13 protein-coding genes are annotated in these 17,438 nt (G+C 65.9%); 4 read left to right on the forward strand and 9 right to left on the reverse strand.

Annotated features, from left to right (window positions below):
* Window positions 1-105 precede the first annotated feature (105 nt).
* Complete coding sequence (locus FPZ54_RS18445) at window positions 106-870, reverse strand: tryptophan 2,3-dioxygenase (RefSeq protein WP_145849267.1); 765 nt, start codon at window positions 868-870, stop codon at window positions 106-108.
* A gap of 209 nt (window positions 871-1,079) precedes the next feature.
* Between FPZ54_RS18445 and FPZ54_RS18450 the strand changes: the two genes are divergently transcribed.
* The gene (locus FPZ54_RS18450; protein ID WP_145849268.1) at window positions 1,080-1,892 is read left to right on the forward strand and encodes a hypothetical protein; all 813 of its coding nucleotides are present in this window, start codon (window positions 1,080-1,082) and stop codon (window positions 1,890-1,892) included.
* Between the two features lie 3 nt (window positions 1,893-1,895).
* Here FPZ54_RS18450 and dapD read toward each other — a convergent pair whose 3' ends face one another.
* The 5 genes from dapD to FPZ54_RS18475 all read right to left on the reverse strand — a co-directional run bounded on the left by dapD (window position 1,896) and on the right by FPZ54_RS18475 (window position 6,811).
* Window positions 1,896-2,699 (reverse strand): 2,3,4,5-tetrahydropyridine-2,6-dicarboxylate N-succinyltransferase, encoded by an 804-nt coding sequence (gene dapD, locus FPZ54_RS18455; RefSeq protein WP_145849269.1) that lies wholly within the window; start codon window positions 2,697-2,699, stop codon window positions 1,896-1,898.
* A 2-nt stretch (window positions 2,700-2,701) separates the two neighbouring features.
* Complete coding sequence (locus FPZ54_RS18460; RefSeq protein ID WP_145849270.1) at window positions 2,702-3,361, reverse strand: pyrimidine 5'-nucleotidase; 660 nt, start codon at window positions 3,359-3,361, stop codon at window positions 2,702-2,704.
* Between the two features lie 74 nt (window positions 3,362-3,435).
* The gene (locus FPZ54_RS18465) at window positions 3,436-4,611 is read right to left on the reverse strand and encodes an MBL fold metallo-hydrolase (protein WP_186456838.1); all 1,176 of its coding nucleotides are present in this window, start codon (window positions 4,609-4,611) and stop codon (window positions 3,436-3,438) included.
* Window positions 4,612-4,651: 40 nt separating this feature from the next.
* On the reverse strand, window positions 4,652-5,152 hold the full coding sequence (locus tag FPZ54_RS18470) for a hypothetical protein (protein WP_145849271.1): 501 nt from the start codon (window positions 5,150-5,152) through the stop codon (window positions 4,652-4,654).
* A 138-nt stretch (window positions 5,153-5,290) separates the two neighbouring features.
* The gene (locus FPZ54_RS18475) at window positions 5,291-6,811 is read right to left on the reverse strand and encodes a fumarate hydratase (RefSeq protein WP_145849272.1); all 1,521 of its coding nucleotides are present in this window, start codon (window positions 6,809-6,811) and stop codon (window positions 5,291-5,293) included.
* Window positions 6,812-6,885: 74 nt separating this feature from the next.
* On the opposite strand from FPZ54_RS18475, the gene FPZ54_RS18480 reads away from it, so the two are divergent.
* Window positions 6,886-7,278, forward strand: a complete 393-nt coding sequence (locus FPZ54_RS18480) for a hypothetical protein (RefSeq protein ID WP_145849273.1) — start codon at window positions 6,886-6,888, stop codon at window positions 7,276-7,278.
* 156 nt (window positions 7,279-7,434) lie between these two features.
* Window positions 7,435-9,465, forward strand: a complete 2,031-nt coding sequence (locus FPZ54_RS18485; RefSeq protein WP_145849274.1) for a TonB-dependent receptor family protein — start codon at window positions 7,435-7,437, stop codon at window positions 9,463-9,465.
* Window positions 9,466-9,587: 122 nt separating this feature from the next.
* Here the strand turns inward: FPZ54_RS18485 and FPZ54_RS18490 are convergent, their stop codons facing one another.
* Genes FPZ54_RS18490 through FPZ54_RS18500 form a run of 3 tightly spaced genes read right to left on the reverse strand, consistent with a single transcriptional unit; the run spans window position 9,588 to window position 14,165 of the window.
* A complete protein-coding gene (locus tag FPZ54_RS18490) occupies window positions 9,588-10,592 on the reverse strand; it encodes a hypothetical protein (protein WP_145849275.1) in 1,005 nt (334 codons plus the stop codon).
* 38 nt (window positions 10,593-10,630) lie between these two features.
* Window positions 10,631-11,836, reverse strand: a complete 1,206-nt coding sequence (locus FPZ54_RS18495; RefSeq protein ID WP_145849276.1) for an MFS transporter — start codon at window positions 11,834-11,836, stop codon at window positions 10,631-10,633.
* Between the two features lie 49 nt (window positions 11,837-11,885).
* Entirely contained in the window at window positions 11,886-14,165 is a 2,280-nt protein-coding gene (locus tag FPZ54_RS18500; protein WP_145849277.1) for a beta-glucosidase family protein, read from the reverse strand.
* Window positions 14,166-14,383: 218 nt separating this feature from the next.
* On the opposite strand from FPZ54_RS18500, the gene FPZ54_RS18505 reads away from it, so the two are divergent.
* A complete protein-coding gene (locus tag FPZ54_RS18505) occupies window positions 14,384-17,368 on the forward strand; it encodes a TonB-dependent receptor (protein WP_145849278.1) in 2,985 nt (994 codons plus the stop codon).
* Window positions 17,369-17,438: the final 70 nt, after the last annotated feature.

Here is a 17,438-nt window from a genome sequence, read left to right on the forward strand (position 1 = left end):
GAAGCAACACAGTTCTCCTGCGAAAGCAGGAGCCCAGAGCCACACGCGCCCCGCTCCTGGCCCTAGGCTCCTGCTTTCGCAGGAGAACTGGAGGGGCTTGGCCGCTCACAGCGACGTTCTCAAGGACCACAGTTCGGGGAAAGCGCGCTTGGTCAGGGTGGACTGGAGATAGGCCGCGCCCGGCGTGCCGCCGGTCCCCGGCTTCATGCCGATGACACGGGTAACCGTCAGGACATGCTTGTGCCGCCAGGTGGCGAGTGCGTCGTCGATATCGACCAGCTTTTCGGCGAGCTGATACAATTCCCAATGCGTCTCGGGCTCGCGATAGACCGCGGCCCATGCGGCCTCGACCGCCGGATCGGCTTCGTAAGGCTGCGCCCAGTCGCGATCGAGGGCGGTCGCCGGCAGGTCGAACCCGGCGCGGGCGAGCGCGGCATTGGCTTCGTCCCACAGGCTCTTCTGCGCACCGTGAAGTTCGGTCAGCGGGCCGGGGACGCCGCCGCCGCGCAGCCCCAGCATCGTCTCGACCGCGCGGAACTGGTCCGACTGGAACCCGCTGCTGGTGCCGAGCACGTCGCGGAAGCGGGTATAGTCGCTCGGTGTCATCGTGGTCAGGATTTCCCACGACAGCGTCATCACCGCCTGAATCCGGCTGACCCGTGCCAGCCCCTTATAAGCTTCGACCAGCCGATCGTTGCGAACCAGGTCCAAGGCGACCTCCAGTTCGGCGATCATCTGTTTCAGCCACAATTCCTTGGTCTGGTGGATGACGATGAACAGGAGTTCGTCATGCTCGTCAGAAATCGGATGCTGGGCGGTCAGCAACTGGTCGAGCGCGAGGTAGCGCCCATAGGTCATCGGCTCGGTCATGCCGGGGGCGCTCCCCGGAAACTGACGACAAAACTGACAACAATCGCGTGTGTGTAAGCAGCCTGACCGGCGGCGTTCTGAAGGGTTGGTTGCATGGGAAACGAGTAACCCAGTCAGGGGGCTGTAGGAAACGGCTTTCGACAACAGGGCGTCGGAAAGCGTCAGGGGATGTGGGTTGACCTGTCGCAACCTGGCGCGAAGATCGGGCGATGCGGATCATCGGCGGCAAGGACTATTACGACGCGGGGGCGGCCTGGGGACAGGACGAGTCTGTCGTGTTCCTGCGCAACGGCAAGCGGGCGCTGTCGGATATCCAGATGCACGCCGAGATCGGTCTCCCGGTCTATCACTGTTCGGGCGGTCTGGTGCCACCAGTCGGCGAGACGAACGCCGCGCGCAAGCGGGCCGCGCAAGGCTATTGGAGCCTGCGCGATATCGAGATCGACGGGGTGCTGCATCGCCAGCGGACCGGGCAGGTGCTGCTATGCGGGACGCTGTATCGCGGGCTGGAACTGGTCCGCGCCGATGCAAGTCACGGGCAGTGGTTCTGGACGCACGACGCGATGGATGCGTTTGCGCGCGGACACGGCTTCTCGCTGCACGACGGCGACAGCCGCACCGGATCGATGGAATTCGTCCATCCGCTGAGCCGCCAGCGGATGCCAGCGCGGACCGAGCGGGTGCCGCTGAGCCGCTGGTTCGAGCCGTTGGTGCTGGAGGGGCTGCTGCGCGACGCGGTGGTGCTGGCGGGGATCACCATCGCCAGCAAAGATCCGTCGGTGCGGCCGCCCTTTATCGACGACGACCAGCGGCCCTGGGCGGTCGACCAGCCGACGCTGGCCGCGATGGACTTCGCCAGGGCGCTCGATCCCTTCACCGCCTATCAGGAGATCGCGATGTGGGTCGGCGGAGTCCTGCCCGCGCCGGGGCCGAAGATGGTCGAGATCACCGACGACAAGGTGAAGATCGCCAAGGCCGGGTTCCACCATCCGACCTCGTTCCGGCGCGGCAAGGGCGAGTAGGGGTCAGTCGCGCAGCAGCTCGTTGATGCCGGTCTTGCTGCGCGTCTGCGCGTCGACCGTCTTGACGATCACCGCGCAATAGAGGCCGGGGCCGCCGTCCTTGCCGGGGAGCGTGCCGGGGACGACGACGGCATAGGGGGGCACTTCGCCGCGATGGACCTGACCCGTCGCGCGATCGACGATCTTGGTCGAGGCGCCGAGATAGACGCCCATCGAGAGCACCGCGCCCTCGCCGACGCGGACGCCCTCGGCCACTTCGGCGCGCGCGCCGATGAAGGCGCCGTCGCCGATGATGACCGGATCGGCCTGAAGCGGTTCGAGCACGCCGCCGATGCCGACGCCGCCCGACAGATGGACGTTCCTGCCGATCTGCGCGCAGCTGCCGACCGTGGCCCAGGTGTCGACCATCGTGCCTTCGCCGACGAACGCGCCGATGTTCACGAAGCTGGGCATCAGCACGACGTTGCGGCCGATATGCGCGCCGTGACGCACGACGCTGCCCGGCACCTGACGGAAGCCGGCAGCGCGGAAGCGCGCATCGTCCCAGCCTGCGGTCTTGAGCGGCACCTTGTCGAAGCCGCCATGCGCGACCTGATTGTCGTTGAGGCGGAAGGAGAGGAGCACCGCCTTTTTCAGCCACTGATTGACCTGCCAGCCGCCGTCCGCCGGTTCCGCCACCCGCGCGGCACCGCTGTCGAGCAGGTTCAGCGCCTCGGCCACCGCATCGCGTACCGCCCCCGTCGTAGCGGTCGAGACGTTGGCGCGGTCTTCCCAGGCGGCGTCGATGGTGGCGGCGAGGTCGGTCATGGTCACTCCTGGATGGATTCGAGCCAGTGGCAAATGTCGTGGGTGATATGGTCGATGAAGCTGCGGTCGGCATCGGGTGCCTGTTCGGAACCGTTGTCGACCCAGACGGTGGTCATGCCGATCGCCTTGGCCGGGGCGAGGTTGCGCGCCATGTCTTCGACGAACAGCGCGCGGCTGGGATCGATGCGATACGCCTCGCACACGCTGGCATAGGCGTGCGGGTGCGGCTTGGGGTGATAGGCGCTGGCGTGGACGTCGTGGATCGCCTCGAAATGCTCACGGATGCCGAGCCGGTCGAGCACTCTCTGCGCGTAGGGCGCGTCGGCGTTGGTGAAGACGATCTTGCGCCCAGGCAGCTTCGCGATTGCGGCGGCGAGTGGGGCGTTTTGCTCGAGCACGTCGATCTCGATGTCATGGACTTCGGCGAGATATTCATAGGGGTCGACGCCATGGTCGGCCATCAGCCCCGCGAGCGTTGTGCCGTGCGAGATGAAATAATCCTTCTGCACGCGGTGCGCGGTTTCGGGATCGAGGTCGAGCAGGCGGGCGACATAGGCACCGATGCGCGCATTCATCTGGGCGAACAGGTCGGTGCTGCCCGGATAGAGCGTGTTGTCGAGATCGAACAACCAGGCGTCGATATGGGCGAAATCGCGGGGCATTGCGGGGCGTTTAGGGGGGATGGCCGCACAGGGGAAGAAGGAGAAAGTTGGCGCGTGCAAAGGCACGAACCGCTTCAGCGCAGCGCAGTGACGGCGGGGCTCTTCTCGCAGGCATCGAGGCGCGTTTCGTCGGCGGGGGCGGGTGGGGCAGAGAGGACCGGGATGGTCCAGGGGCGACCGATCGATTGCGGGGCGAACCGGCCCGAAGTCTCGCCCGCGCAGGATTGAAGCGCGCGGAGCATGAGCGGCGGGGTCCAATACCCCTCCCAGGTCAGGCGGAACGTGCCCCAGTGCATCGGCAGCGTGTGCGGGTGGCCGAGGCGGTTCCACAGCTTGATCGCCTCGACCGGGCCGATATGGCTGGCGGTGCGCATCTGTCCCTCCTGAAACCGGAACGCCCCGATCGGCAGGATGGCGAGGCGGATGGGGCCATAGGATGCGGCCTTGTCCGCCCATGTGTAATCGCCCGCGCCGGTATCGCCCGCAAAGAACAGGTTGCCGCCGGGAAGCGTCACCACGAAGCTGGACCAGAGCGCGCGGTTGCGGTCGGCGAACCAGCGGCTGCTCCAGTGGTGGTTGCGGTTGACGATCACCTCGACGCCCTCGCGCAGCTTCAGCCGCTGGCCCCAGTCGAGCGCGCGGACGGGGACGCCCGCATTGCCGATGACGGCATCATTGCCGAGGCTGGCGACGATCACCGGCTGATCGCGGTCCCACAGCCGCTTGAGCGTCGGGAGGTCGAGATGGTCGTAATGATTGTGGCTGACGAGGACGAGGTCGATCCTGGGCAGCGCGTCGAAGGCGATTCCCGGCGGCGCGGTACGGCGCGGGCCGGCAAGGTTGAAGGGACCGGCGACATCGCTCCACATCGGATCGGTGAGGATGTTGAGGCCAGCGGTCTGGACCAGCACGGTGGCGTGGCCGACCCAGGTGACGCGCATCGCATCGCCGGAGACGCGGGCGGGGGGCGTGTCCTTCGCCACCGCGACTCGGTCGGGCCAGACGGGGCGGTCGTCGGGGGCGACCATGCGCGCGAAAAAGCCTGCACGGCTGCCTCCGGTAGGGGGAGCCGAAGTGTCGGGGCCGGTCGGGTTGAAGAAGCGCTCGCCATCGAAATGACGGCTAGTGGCGCCGAGATAATAGATGCGGTCGAGATAGTGGGGCAGGGCCGTCGCCACGAGGCAAAGCGCGACCACCAGCCAGAGGAGGATCGTGCCTGCCACGCGTAGAATCGGTTTGAATCGGGGCATCGACGCTCTCACTGTGCGCTTTACCAACGCGGCTCAAGCGTCAAAGTTCGTTCCGGCGATACGGTCTCGTGGCGAGAGTGGCGGCTAGGAAGGCCAGGATTTCATCGCGATCGGCCCGGCCGTTTCGCCGCCCGATCCATACGATGAACCCGCCCATCGCCAGCATGAGCATCGGAACGCCGACAAATGGTACGCGCAGCGTCCACTCGCCCGCCGACGCGGACAGGGTCATGACCAGTCCGAACATCATGAACAGCGAAACGAAGGTGAACCAGCACCCCATAAACAACCCGGCTGAAACCGGAGCGCCGATCCGGCCCCGGATACGGGTGCCGCCTTCATGCGGGTCCATCCTTGCGCGGAGCATGGTCTTGAAATCGTTGCGAACACCTGGGCGGTGCACCCATAGGATCATTTCATGTTCGGTACCGTTGCCGATGACCTGCCGGGGTACGGCCAGGGCAGAGACACCGTCGAACGCCATCTTCATTCGGTTCGCCGCGTTGATTGGCGAATGCGGCGAGATGAGATCGATCTTCACGGGGGCAGGGTGGCCGGGCGGAGGCGGCCTCGTCAACGGTTGATGCGTTGTGCGACGCAGTGCCGCTGGGGGCGCCCGGACGACGGAAGCGGGGCGGGCAGGGTTGTCGAGCGGTCCGCTTTTGCCGCCATGTTTGGTTCACGCCCCCTGCATCACTCCTTCTTTCGCGATCTTCTCACGCCACACGAGCGGCGCGAGCTGGTGGACATTGTTGCCCTCCGCATCGACCGCGACCGTGACCGGGAAATCCTGCACCTCGAACTCGTAGATCGCTTCCATGCCGAGGTCTTCGAAGCCGACGACCTTGCTGCCCTTGATCGCGCGGGCGACGAGATAGGCGGCGCCGCCGACGGCCATGAGATAGGCGCTCCTGGCGTCGCGGATTGCGTCGGTGGCGGCGGGGCCGCGTTCGGCCTTGCCGACCATCGCGAGCAGGCCCTGGTCGAGCATCATGCGGGTGAATTTGTCCATGCGCGTGGCGGTGGTGGGGCCGGCGGGGCCCACGACTTCCTCGCCGACCGGATCGACCGGGCCGACATAGTAGATGACGCGGCCCTTGAACTCGACCGGGAGCGGTTCGCCCGCGGCGAGCATGTCGGCGATGCGCTTGTGCGCGGCGTCGCGGCCGGTGAGCATCTTGCCGTTGAGCAGCAGGCGGTCGCCCTGTTTCCAGCTCTGCACGACTTCGGGGGTGAGCGCGTCGAGGTCGACGCGGATCGCGGCCTTGTCCGGGGTCCAGTTGACGTTCGGCCATTCGTCGAGCTTGGGCGCTTCGAGATAGGCCGGACCGCTGCCGTCCAGCGTGAAGTGGGCGTGGCGGGTAGCGGCGCAATTGGGGATCATCGCCACCGGCTTGCCCGCGGCGTGACAGGGGGCGTCGAGGATCTTGACGTCGAGGATGGTCGACAGGCCGCCAAGGCCCTGCGCGCCGATGCCGAGTGCGTTGACCTTGTCGAAAATCTCGATGCGCAGCGCTTCGAGATCGTTCTGGGGGCCGCGCTGCTTGAGGCTGGCCATGTCGATCTGTTCCATCAGCGCCTTTTTGGCGAGCAGGACGCAGTGTTCCGCCGTGCCGCCGATGCCGATGCCGAGCATGCCGGGCGGGCACCAGCCGGCGCCCATCTGGGGCAGCATTTCGAGGACCCAGTCGACGATAGAGTCGCTGGGGTTCATCATCTTGAACTTTGACTTGTTTTCCGACCCGCCGCCCTTGGCCGCGACGTCGACATGGACCTTGTCGCCCGGAACCAGCTCGACATGGAGGACGCAGGGGGTGTTGTCGCGGGTGTTGCGGCGGGTGAAGGCGGGGTCGGCGAGGACCGAGGCGCGCAGCTTGTTTTCGGGGTGGAGATAGGCGCGGCGCACGCCTTCATCGACCACGTCCTGGAGCGAGCGCGAGGTGTCGTCGAGCTGGCAGTTCATGCCCCATTTGACGAAGACATTGACGATGCCGGTGTCCTGGCAGATCGGGCGGTGGCCCTCGGCGCACATGCGGCTGTTGGTGAGGATCTGGGCGATCGCGTCCTTGGCGGCGGGGGACTGTTCGGCCTCATAGGCGACGCCCAACGCGCGGATATAGTCCATCGGGTGGTAGTAGCTGATGAACTGAAGCGCGTCGGCGACGCTGTCGATGAGGTCGTCGGTCTTGATCGGTACCATTGCCTGTCCCTGTCCGCTTTTGTCCGCTTCTTTAGCGGATGACAGGGCGGTTTCCAGTCGCTAACCGCGCCCTCGTGTTCCGGGGGCTGATCCTTTCGCATCGCTGGTGGGCGGCGGCGCTGATCGCGCTGGCGCTGGCGGTGAAGCTTGCCGTGCCGGCGGGGTTCATGCCGGTCGCACAGGCGGGGAAGATCGTCGTGATGGTCTGTACCGGCATGGGCCAGCAGCAGGTCGAAATCGACGTGCCGGGGATGCCGGCCAAGGAGGATGGCGCGACGCGGGCTGCGGGGCAGCCTTGCGCTTTTGCCGGGCTGGGGCTGGATATGATGCCGGAGGTGGACCCGGTGCTGCTGGCCGGAGCGCTGGCATTTATCCTGGCGCTGGGTTTTGTCGGCGTTGCGGCGGTGCGCGTCGATCGGGCGGGGCAATATTGGCCACCACTGCGCGGGCCGCCGCTGAGTTCCTGACAGTTCAAAGCCGTCTTCGATCCTGGTTCTCCTGCGACAGCAGGAGCCCAGCGTGGCGACGGTCTCGCTTGTGGCCCTGGACTCCTGCTTTCGCAGGAGAACGGGGATCTACGGTCACGTGCGCGGCTGGGCCGCGCCGATCAGGAATTGCCTTTCATGAACATCCACTATTCCGCCGCGCTGCTTGCGGCCACTTGCCTTGCTACCCCTGTGTTTGCCGCTGATGGCGAGCAGGATCCCGTCATCATCGTCACCGCCAAGGCCAATCCCGAAGACCCGCCCGTCGTCGCGCAAGCGCGCGAGCGGCTGGCGCGGACGCCGGGGTCGGTGTCGGTGGTAGCCGCCGAAGCCTATGAGGATCGCTTTGCGGTCGGAACGCCCGACATTTTGCGCGACGTGCCCGGCGTGCTGGCGCAGAAACGCTATGGCGAGGAAGGGCGGCTGTCGATCCGCGGTTCCGGCCTCGACCAGAGCTTCCACCAGCGCGGGGTGCTGCTGGCGCAGGACGGGGTGCCGTTCGCCGATGCCGACGGGTTTTCGGACTTCCAGAAGATCGACCCGCTCGGCGCGCGCTTCGTCGAAGTCTACAAGGGCGGCAATGCGCTGCGCTTCGGCGGGGCGCAGCTGGGCGGGGCGATCAACTTCGTGACCCCGAACGGCAAGACCGCGCAGTCGCCGTTTCTGGTCCGCGTCGATGGCGGGACCGATGAGACGATCCGCGGCGTCGCGCAGGTCGCGGGCAAATCGGGCGCGTTCGATTTCTACGCCGGGGTCAACGCGTTTCACACCGACGGCTATCGCGTGCAGGGCTATCAGGATCAGGTTCGCGGGACGCTGAATCTTGGCTGGTCGTTCGGCGAGGATAATGAGGTGCGCGCGATCCTCTATGCCGCCGATATCTATCAGGGCGTGCCGGGGACGGTGACGCTGGATCAGGCGCTTACCGATCCGCGCGCACCCGGCGCCACTGCGGTGTCGCAGAACCAGCGCCGCAACCTCGGGACCTTTCGCGGAACGCTCCAGACACGGTTGCGGCTGACCGATAGCCTGACCTTCGAGGGCGGGGTCTATGCGACTCAGACCGACCTCTATCACCCGGTCGGCATCTTCATCCTGCAGGACACCGGTACGCAGGGCGCGTTCGGGCGGTTCGACTGGAGGGGCGAGCTCGCGGGCATGAAGGCCGACCTGTTCTTCGGCGCCTTCTATCGCGAGGGCGGCACCGAGCAGGATTTGTTCGTCAACGCGGCGAGCGCGCAGGGGCCGCGGATCGGAGACGCGCGGCAGATCGCCAACGCGCTCGACCTGTTCGCCGAGGGGCGCGTGTTCGTGACCGAGGGACTGGCGCTGGTCGGCGGGGCGAGTTGGGGCCATGCGGGCCGCGATTATCTCAACCGGTTGAACGGGCGCAGCGAGAGTCAGGATTTCGAGTGGCTCGCGCCGCGCGTCGGGCTGCTCTACGAAACCGGTGACGCGCAGGTCTATGCCAATGTCACGCGCTCTGTCGAACCACCGCATTTCGGGGCGCTGGCGCAGACCAACCTGCTCGGATCGGTATTCGTGCCGCTCGACCCGCAGCGGGCGTGGACCGCTGAGATCGGCACGCGCGGGCGCAGTGGTTCGGTCGCGTGGGACGTCACGGCCTATCGGGCATGGGTGAAGGGTGAACTGCTGAGCTTCCAGACCTCGGCGACCATCCCTTCGACCATTTTCAACGCCGACAAGACGGTGCATCAGGGGATCGAGGCGAGTCTGGACTGGTGGATCCTGGACGGGCCGGAGGGGAAGCTGCGGCTGCGCCAGACCTATGGCTGGTCGGATTTCCGGTTCGATGATGATCCGGACTATCGCGACAACCGCCTGCCGATCGCGCCGGTGCACAGCTATCGCGCGTCGTTGCGCTACGAGGGCAGGAGCGGAGTGTTCGTTGAGCCGAACCTCGACTGGCGGCCGCAATCGACCTGGGCGGACTATCGCAACACGATGCGCGTGCCGGGCTATGCGCTGCTGGGCGTCGGGGCCGGGTTCGAGCTGGGCGGGGTGACGCTGTTCGTCGATGCGCGGAACCTGACCGACAAGCACTATGTGTCGGATCAGTCGGCGGCGATTACCGCAACTGCGGCGAGCGCGATCTTCCACCCCGGTGAGGGGCGGACGGTGTTGGGGGGCGTGAGGGCGCGGTTCTGAGGTGTCTTAAGCCCCTCCCCTTCAGGGGAGGGGTTGGGGGTGGGGCGTCTCAGTCTCACCGAGACCGATGGCCTGCGAGGACAGGCCCCACCCCAACCCCTCCCCTGAAGGGGAGGGGCTTTTTATGTGCAACCCCCGTCCCGGACCCCGCTGACGCTGCCGGTGCCGAGGATGATCTTGGCGCGGCGCGAGAAGGTCAGCGCCTGCCAGCGGCCCGAATTGCCGGTGGCGGTGCGGCTGCGCAGATAGGTCAAGTGAAGCAGCTCGAACTGTTCGTCGTCGACTCGCCCGGCGTCGATCAGGCAGGTCCATTGCTGGATGTTCCACGCATAATCGCGACCAACGCCGTCCTGATCGACCGCCTCGCTCAGCCCCTGATACCAGATGAGCATCGCCTTGAGCTTGGCGGCGCGTTCGCTGCCGGGGACGTTGCCGAGCTTGCGGCGGAGGCGGGCGACGTCCTCGTCGCCGGGCAACGTCTTTTGCTGGACGCGGGTGTCGATCGCCCATTTCACCTTGCGCGGGGTGATCGGGCCGTCGGGCCAGAGGCGGAACAGTTCGGCACGGACTTCGAGGAGCAGGGCGACATAGGTATTCGTCTGGACCTGCAGCATCGCGTCATGTTCGAACAAGCGGGTGAGTTCGGCGAGCGCGACGGGGTTCAGCTTCCCATCCGCGTCATGCGCGGCGAGAATGCCGGTGCGGCATTTGTCGCCGACCGGGATGGCGAGGCAGTCTTTCGAAAAGAACAGCTTGCCATAGGCGGGAGCGAGTTCCTTGAGCGCGCGCTTGAAGCGGCGGCGGCTGTTGAAGCTGTCGCGCCAGGCGATCAGCTGGGGCTGGAGGCTGCCGGTGCCGTAATTGCGCTGTGCCATGCCGACCGAGACCAGCTGGCTGTCGAAATTGCCGACCGGCATCGCCCAGCAGCCCATCGTCTCGGGGATCGAGGTCTCGCGCATCCGCGCGAAGATTGCGGCGCGGTCGAGGCCGATCTCGGCGAGCTGCTCGGCGGCGGCGGGGGCGATGATGATGTGCGGCACATCGCCGACCTCGCGGCAAGGCGGGCGGTCCTGCGCGGCGGCGGGGAGGGTGGCGAACAGGGCAAGGGCGGCGGCGATCCATCTCATGCGCCAAGGGTGCAGCCTGCCGGGGGGCGGGGCAACCCCTAGCCTTGCTGGCGGATGCCCAGCACCAGCAGCCCGCCGAGCAGGGTGAGGACCGCGAGCACCAGCATCACCGCGCCGAAATCGCGCGGCGTGGCGAGCAGCCAGGTGAGCAAGGGGCCGGCGAGCGCGGGAAGCGTATTGGTGAGATTGATGAGCCCCAGGTCGCGGCCCCGATGCTGCGGGCTCGGCAGCAACTGCATCGCGAAGCCCGAATGAATCGACAGGAAGACCGCCGATCCGAGCGCATAGAGCGCAAAGGCGATTGCCGCCGCGTTCCAGTCACGCGCAAGGCCCATGCCGATCAGCCCGAGCGCGGCGATCGTCGCGGCGGCGACCAGGAAGGGCTTGCGCCGCCCGATCCGGTCGGACCAGCGGCCGAGCAGCACCGCGACGGGGAGGGGGAGAAGATAGGCAACCGTCATCAGCTGGCCGATCGGGCCGATATGTTTGGAGGTCGGTGCGTCGGGTTCGATGCTGGCGAAATAGTAGAGAAGGTAGAGGCCGAGCACGGTGCCCGCGACCTGAACGAGCAGCCGCGCGGTCCAGGCGATGGCGAGATCGCGGCCGAGCAGGCGGGCGGGCGCGGGAAGGGTGGACGCCGTGATGCGCGACCGAACGCGGAGCAGCGGAAGGACGCAGAGCAGAACTGCGGCGAAGACGAAGGCGAGCCGCGGCCCTTCGCCCGCGATGCCGAGCGCGATCATCAGCGCGGCGACGGCGGAGGCGAGCGGCGAGCCGAGCGCGATCAGGCCGCCTGCGACGCCCATCTGGTCGCCCGGAACCTCATCCGCCATGATCGCGAACAGCGGCGAGAGCAGTGCGTTGACCGCGATCTGGAACAGGATGATCGCGAGGATGATGCCGGTGGCGGTGCTGGCGAGCGCCACCGCTGCGAAAGACAAAGCGAGCAGCATGAGGCCGAGCAGCGCCCAGGGGCGGCGACCCTTCCCGGTGGCGCGCGCGCGGTCGCTCGCCCAGCCGAACGCGATGTTGGAAACGCTGGCCGTGAGTGCCCCCGCGATGACGGTGGCGGTGAACAGGCCGATCCGCCCGTCTTCCCCCGCGATGGCCGCGACCTTGACCGGCAGCAACAGGCTGAGCAGCGGGAGGAAGGCGATGACGCCGCCGGCATTGGCGAGCGCGACCAGCAGGATGAACCCGATCGAGCGCCGCCCGCCATGCGTGGTGCCGGTGCTCGCCGTCATCCTCTCCATCCGATGCTCGGCGGGCGGAGGCCCGCAGGTTCAGTCGACGCTAGGGCTTCATCGTCGTGGCGTCGAGCGTCGTGGTGAGCGTCATCGACCGGTCGGTCGCATCCCTCGCGATGGCGACGCGATAGGTGCCGCCCGCGATGCGCCAGCCGGGCAGGCTGGTGTCATAGTCGGCGAGGATGCGCGGCTCGGCGGTCAGCGTCACACGGCGCGATTCGCCGGGGTTGAGCGTCACGCGCTGGAACCCGGCGAGGCGCATCGGCTTGTTCGATCCCTCGCGTGTCACATAGAGTTGCGGCACGTCGGCGCCTGCGCGCTTGCCGGTGTTGGTGACGGTGAAGCTGACCGTCAGCGTCTTGCCGCCGCTGACCTGCGGCTGGGCATAGGCGAAGCTGGTATAGCTGAGGCCGTGGCCGAAGGCGAAGAGCGGCGTGTTGCCCTGACGCTCGTACCAGCGATAGCCGACATCGCTGCCTTCAGGATATTTGACCGGGAAGGTTTTAAGGCTGAAATCGCCCGCTGCAGCCGGGTTGGCGGCGGCGTCGCGGGCAAGTCCGGTCAGCAGGTCGAGCCCCACCGGCGTCGGGCGCGGTGCCTGGCTCTCGCGCGCGGGGAAGGTGATCGGCAGGCGGCCCGAGGGGTTGACCTTGCCGGTCAGGATGTTGGCGATCGCCTCGCCGCCGCGCTGGCCGGGATACCAAGCCTGGAGCACTGCGGGGACGGCGTCGAGCCAGGGCATCGTCACCGGGCCGCCCGTGGTGAGGACGGCGACGGTCTTTGGCTGGGCCTTGGCAACCGCCGCGATCAGTGCGTCCTGATGATCGGGCAGGCGCAGATTGGGGACGTCGTCCGCCTCGGTCGTCCATTGCGTCGCGAAGACGATGGCGATGTCGGCCTTGGTTGCGGCTTCCAGCGTCGCGTTCAGGTTGCGGCCGTCGGTGAATTCGATCGTCGCGCCCGGCGCCGCCTTGCGCAGCGCGGCGAGCGGGGAGGAGGCGTGATAGGTGATGCGCGCGAACGAGGCCGATCCGCCATAGGCGAGCGGGATCTCGATCGGCGCGCCGCCGACCGAACGCACCTGGCTCGACCCGCCGCCCGAGATCACGCCGACATCCGCGCCGCCGCCGATGACGAGGATCTTCTTCGCGGATGCTGCGAGCGGGAGGATGTCGCCTTCGTTCTTGAGCAGGACGATGCCTGCTTCGGCGGCGCGCTGCGCGACCTGTGCATTGGCGGCATAATCGATCGGCTGGGCGGTGGCGGGCATGGGCGTGTCGAACGCGCCGGTGAGGATCAGGCCGGTCAGGTAGCGGGCGACCATATCGTCCAACCGCTTCATCGGCACCTCGCCCTTTTCGACAGCGGCTTTGAGCGGCGCGGCGAAGAACATCGCCTTGTCCAGCTCTTGCCCCGATTGCTGGTCGAGACCCGCATTCGCCGCCTTCACCGTAGAATGAACGCCGCCCCAGTCGCTCATCACCCAGCCGGGGTAATTCCAGTCGCGCTTCAGCACCTGGTTGAGCAGGAAGTCGTTTTCCGACGCCCAATGGCCGTTGACCTTGTTGTACGCGGCCATGACCGATCCGGGCTTGCCCTTTTCGATTGCGATCTGGAAGGCGAGCAGGTCGCTCTCGCGCAGCGCGGCCTCGTCGATCTGCGCATCGAGGACCATGCGGCCCGTTTCCTGCGCGTTGAGCGCGAAATGCTTGATCGTCGAGACGATTCGGTTCGACTGGACGCCCGCGATATGCGCCCCGGCCAATTCGCCCGCGAGCAGCGGATCTTCGCCCAGATATTCGAAGTTGCGCCCGCCCCATGGGTCGCGAGTCAGGTTGACGCCGCCCGCGAGCAGGACGTTGAAGCGCTTGGCGCGTGCCTCTGCGCCGATCATCGCACCGCCCGCGCGAGCGATCTCGGGATCGAAGCTCGCGGCTGTGGCGAGGCTGGAGGGCAGAGCGGTGGCGACATCGCCCTTGCGCTGCTCGACCTGATTCGCGACGCCGAGCGAGGCGTCGCTTTCGCGGACGATGGGAATGCCGACGCGCGGCACGCCATCGATGTGACCGGCCGAGGGGATCAGTTCGTTCTGCGTCTTGCCGTCGGCCATGGGTGGAAACAGGCCGTGGACCAGCGCGATCTTTTCATCGAGCGTGAGCTTCGCGACGATCGAGTCGGCGCGCGCACGGGCCTGTTTTGGGGTAGCGACGGGCCTTGCTGAGGGTTTCTGGGCCGAGACTTTCGGGGCCTCTTGCGCCACCACTGCGGTGGAAGCGATGGCGCCGACCGCGCCAGCCGACAAGAGTGCGGCGATGAACCTCGACATCAATATTCCTCTCCAGAAGGTCGGCGCGCGTCGATTGTGCGCAGCCATATATCGCCACCAGACAGCATAAATTGGGAACGTTCACAATAGCAGATTTCCGCGGTCGCGGGATGCTATACGGCGTTCCGAGCCTGCTTGACAACGTTGTACAACAGGTTCAAGTGAACGTTCTCAAAGCGAGCGCGAATGGCGCGCCGCTCTATGGGGAGGATTGGGGAATGCGTGACCTTAAGGCGCGCGCGCTTTCGCGACTGGTGATCGGCGTTTCGACGCTGGCAATCGCGACGGCGCCGGCATTTGCACAGGAATCGGAAACGGCCGCACCGGCGGATGAGGGCGAGGAAATCGTCGTCACCGGTATCCGGGCGAGCCTCGAAGCGTCGATGAACCTCAAGCGCGAGGCGCAGGGTGTCGTCGATGCCATCTCGGCCGAGGATATCGGCAAATTCCCCGACACCAACCTGGCGGAATCGCTTCAGCGCATCACCGGCGTGTCGATCGACCGCTCGAACGGCGAGGGTTCGACCGTCACCGTTCGCGGCTTCGGTCCTGAATTCAACCTGGTGACCCTGAACGGGCGCCAGATGCCGACCTCGACGCTCGGCGACGGCGCCAGCCCGCCCGCGTCGCGTTCGTTCGATTTCGCCAATCTCGCGTCCGAAGGCATCGCTGCGGTCGAGGTGTACAAGACCGGTCGCGCGTCGATCCCGTCGGGCGGCATCGGCTCGTCGATCAACATCAAGACGCCGCGCCCGCTAGACCGGCCGGGGATGCGCGGCAGCATCGCCGTGAAGGGCGTGTTCGACAGTTCGTATAACGAGGGTGACGAGATCACGCCGGAAGTGTCGGGCATCTTCAGCGCGACGGCGATGGACGACAAGATCGGCATCCTGATCGCCGGCTCGTATCAGCGGCGCAAGGCGAGCAACAACAGCTACAACACCGACTGGCGGGACGGCTATCTCGGCTCCGAGAACAATTGGGGTTCGCTGCCGCGCAACGCTGCGCAGGAAAATCGCCCCGAGGGCAATGATGTTTATGAAGTGCCGCAGAACGGTTCGTACAATCTCAACAATATCGACCGTGAGCGCATCAACGGCCAGGCGGTGTTGCAATTCCGCCCGGTCGAGTCACTGACCGCGACGCTCGATTACACCTATTCGCGCAACACTGTCGAAGTCCGCAACAACAGCGTCGGCATCTGGTTCAACTTCAACAACGTGTCGAGCGCCTGGACCGACGGCCCGGTCGCTGGGCCGATCTTCTATTCGGAAGCGTTCGGCGCGAGTGAGCGCAAGGATATTTCCTACAGCGGGTCGCTCGTTGCCAATCAGAGCGAAAATCACTCATTCGGCGGCAACCTGAAATGGGAAGCGCCGGGTGGCGTGACCGTCGAACTGGACGCCCATCATTCGACCGCAGAGTCGAAGCCGACGAACGACTATGGCAGCAGTGTTTCGGTCGGCAACGCTGTGTTCGGCGTGGCCAACCAGACAATCAATTACGACACGCGCCTGCCAGTCATCTCCTATACGATGCACCCCGGCATTGATCCGCTGGACGCCTCGCTGGTCACGCCGACCGGAAATGCGTTCCGCAACGCCTATTTCCGCGACGAGATCAACCAGTTCCGTCTCAGCGGCAGCTATGACCATGAGGGTGGCTTCCTGGATGGCATCGATTTCGGCATGTCGTACACCGAGAACAAGGTGCGATCAGCCTATGGCTTCATCCAGAACGAAACCTGGAGCGGCGCGGGCCCGGCATCGGACATCCCCGACGACATCTTCACGCTGGTCAGCTTGCCCGACAAATTCGGCGGCATGGATGGCGCGGGGAGCATCATCCCAAGCTTCTACACGTTCGATTTCGAGCGGATGGTGGGTCTGATCGAGGGGCTGTACGGCACCTGCAGCAGCCCGCAACAGGGCGTGGCCGCACCCGGGACCTGCCTTGCCGACTATACGGTCGATCGGCGGATCACGGAAAAGACGCTGGCACCCTATGTCCAGTTCAACGGTCGCTTCACGGCGTTCGGCAATGAGGGCCGCCTGATCGCTGGCCTGCGCTACGAGCATACGGGTATCGATTCGTCGGCGCTGGTTCCAATTCCCAACGGCACGTCATGGGACGCCGCAAACGAGTTCTACATCAGCTATTCGGGTCAGCAGGACTTTTCGCGCTTCAAGGGGAGCTATGAAAACTGGTTGCCGTCGATCGACTTCGACGTCTCGCCCCTCGAAAATGTCAAGCTGCGCGCCTCTTACAGCCACACCATCGCGCGCGCGGATTATGGCAGCCTTCAGGGTGGCCTGACGCTCGACTCGCAGTTCCGGATCGCGTTCGGGACCGGCAGCCGCGGCAATCCCGGGCTGCTGCCCTACAAGTCCAAGAATATCGATCTGTCGGCCGAGTGGTATTACGGTCGCAACAGCTACATTTCGGCCGGTTTCTTCCACAAGAGCGTCGAGAACTTCATCGCGCAGGATCGCATCGACGAGAGCGCTTTCGAGTTGCGGACCGTCGCCGGCGGGCCGCGTTACCAGGCCGCCCTGGCAGCACTCGGCCCCAATGCGGGCGCGCAGGATATCCGCCAGTATATCTTCGACAATTTCCCGGCCTCCACCGTGCCGACCGGGACCGATCCTGCCGGTTACACGACCGGGCAGATCCTGGCGCTGCCCGAAGATCCGCTGTTGAACTTCCAGATCAACACGCCGGTCAACAGCGACCAGACCGGCAAGCTCTATGGCTTTGAATTCGCTGTGCAGCACAGCTTCTGGGATACCGGCTTTGGCGTAATCCTGAATTATACGATCGTCCGCGGCGACGCGACATATGACAACACGCTGCCAGCCAATACGGGGCAGCTTGGGCTTGACCCGCAGTTCGCGCTGACCGGGCTGAGCGACAGTGCCAACGCGGTGCTGTTCTACGACAAGGGTGGGTTCCAGGCACGCGTCGCATATAACTGGCGCGAAAAGTTCCTCGCCGGAACTGGGGCCAATCCCTTCTATGTCGAGGATTATGGCCAGATCGATGCCAGCGCGAGCTATGAATTCACAAAAGGCCTGACGGTCTTTGGCGAAGTCATCAATCTCACCGGCGAAAGTCGGCGCGGGCATCGTCGTTCGGACCGCAACGTCTATTTCGCTTCGCCTGGCTATGCCCGCTACGCAGCCGGCGTGCGGTTCAGCTTCTAAGAGGCACCTCCCCGTGGCCACCCTCTTGCGAGGGTGGCCTTTTTTTCGGGGAGAGGCCAGACTGGATGAA

Origin of the sequence: Sphingomonas suaedae, from assembly GCF_007833215.1 — a bacterium.
In the GTDB taxonomy this organism is placed as follows: Bacteria; Pseudomonadota; Alphaproteobacteria; order Sphingomonadales; family Sphingomonadaceae; genus Sphingomonas; species Sphingomonas suaedae.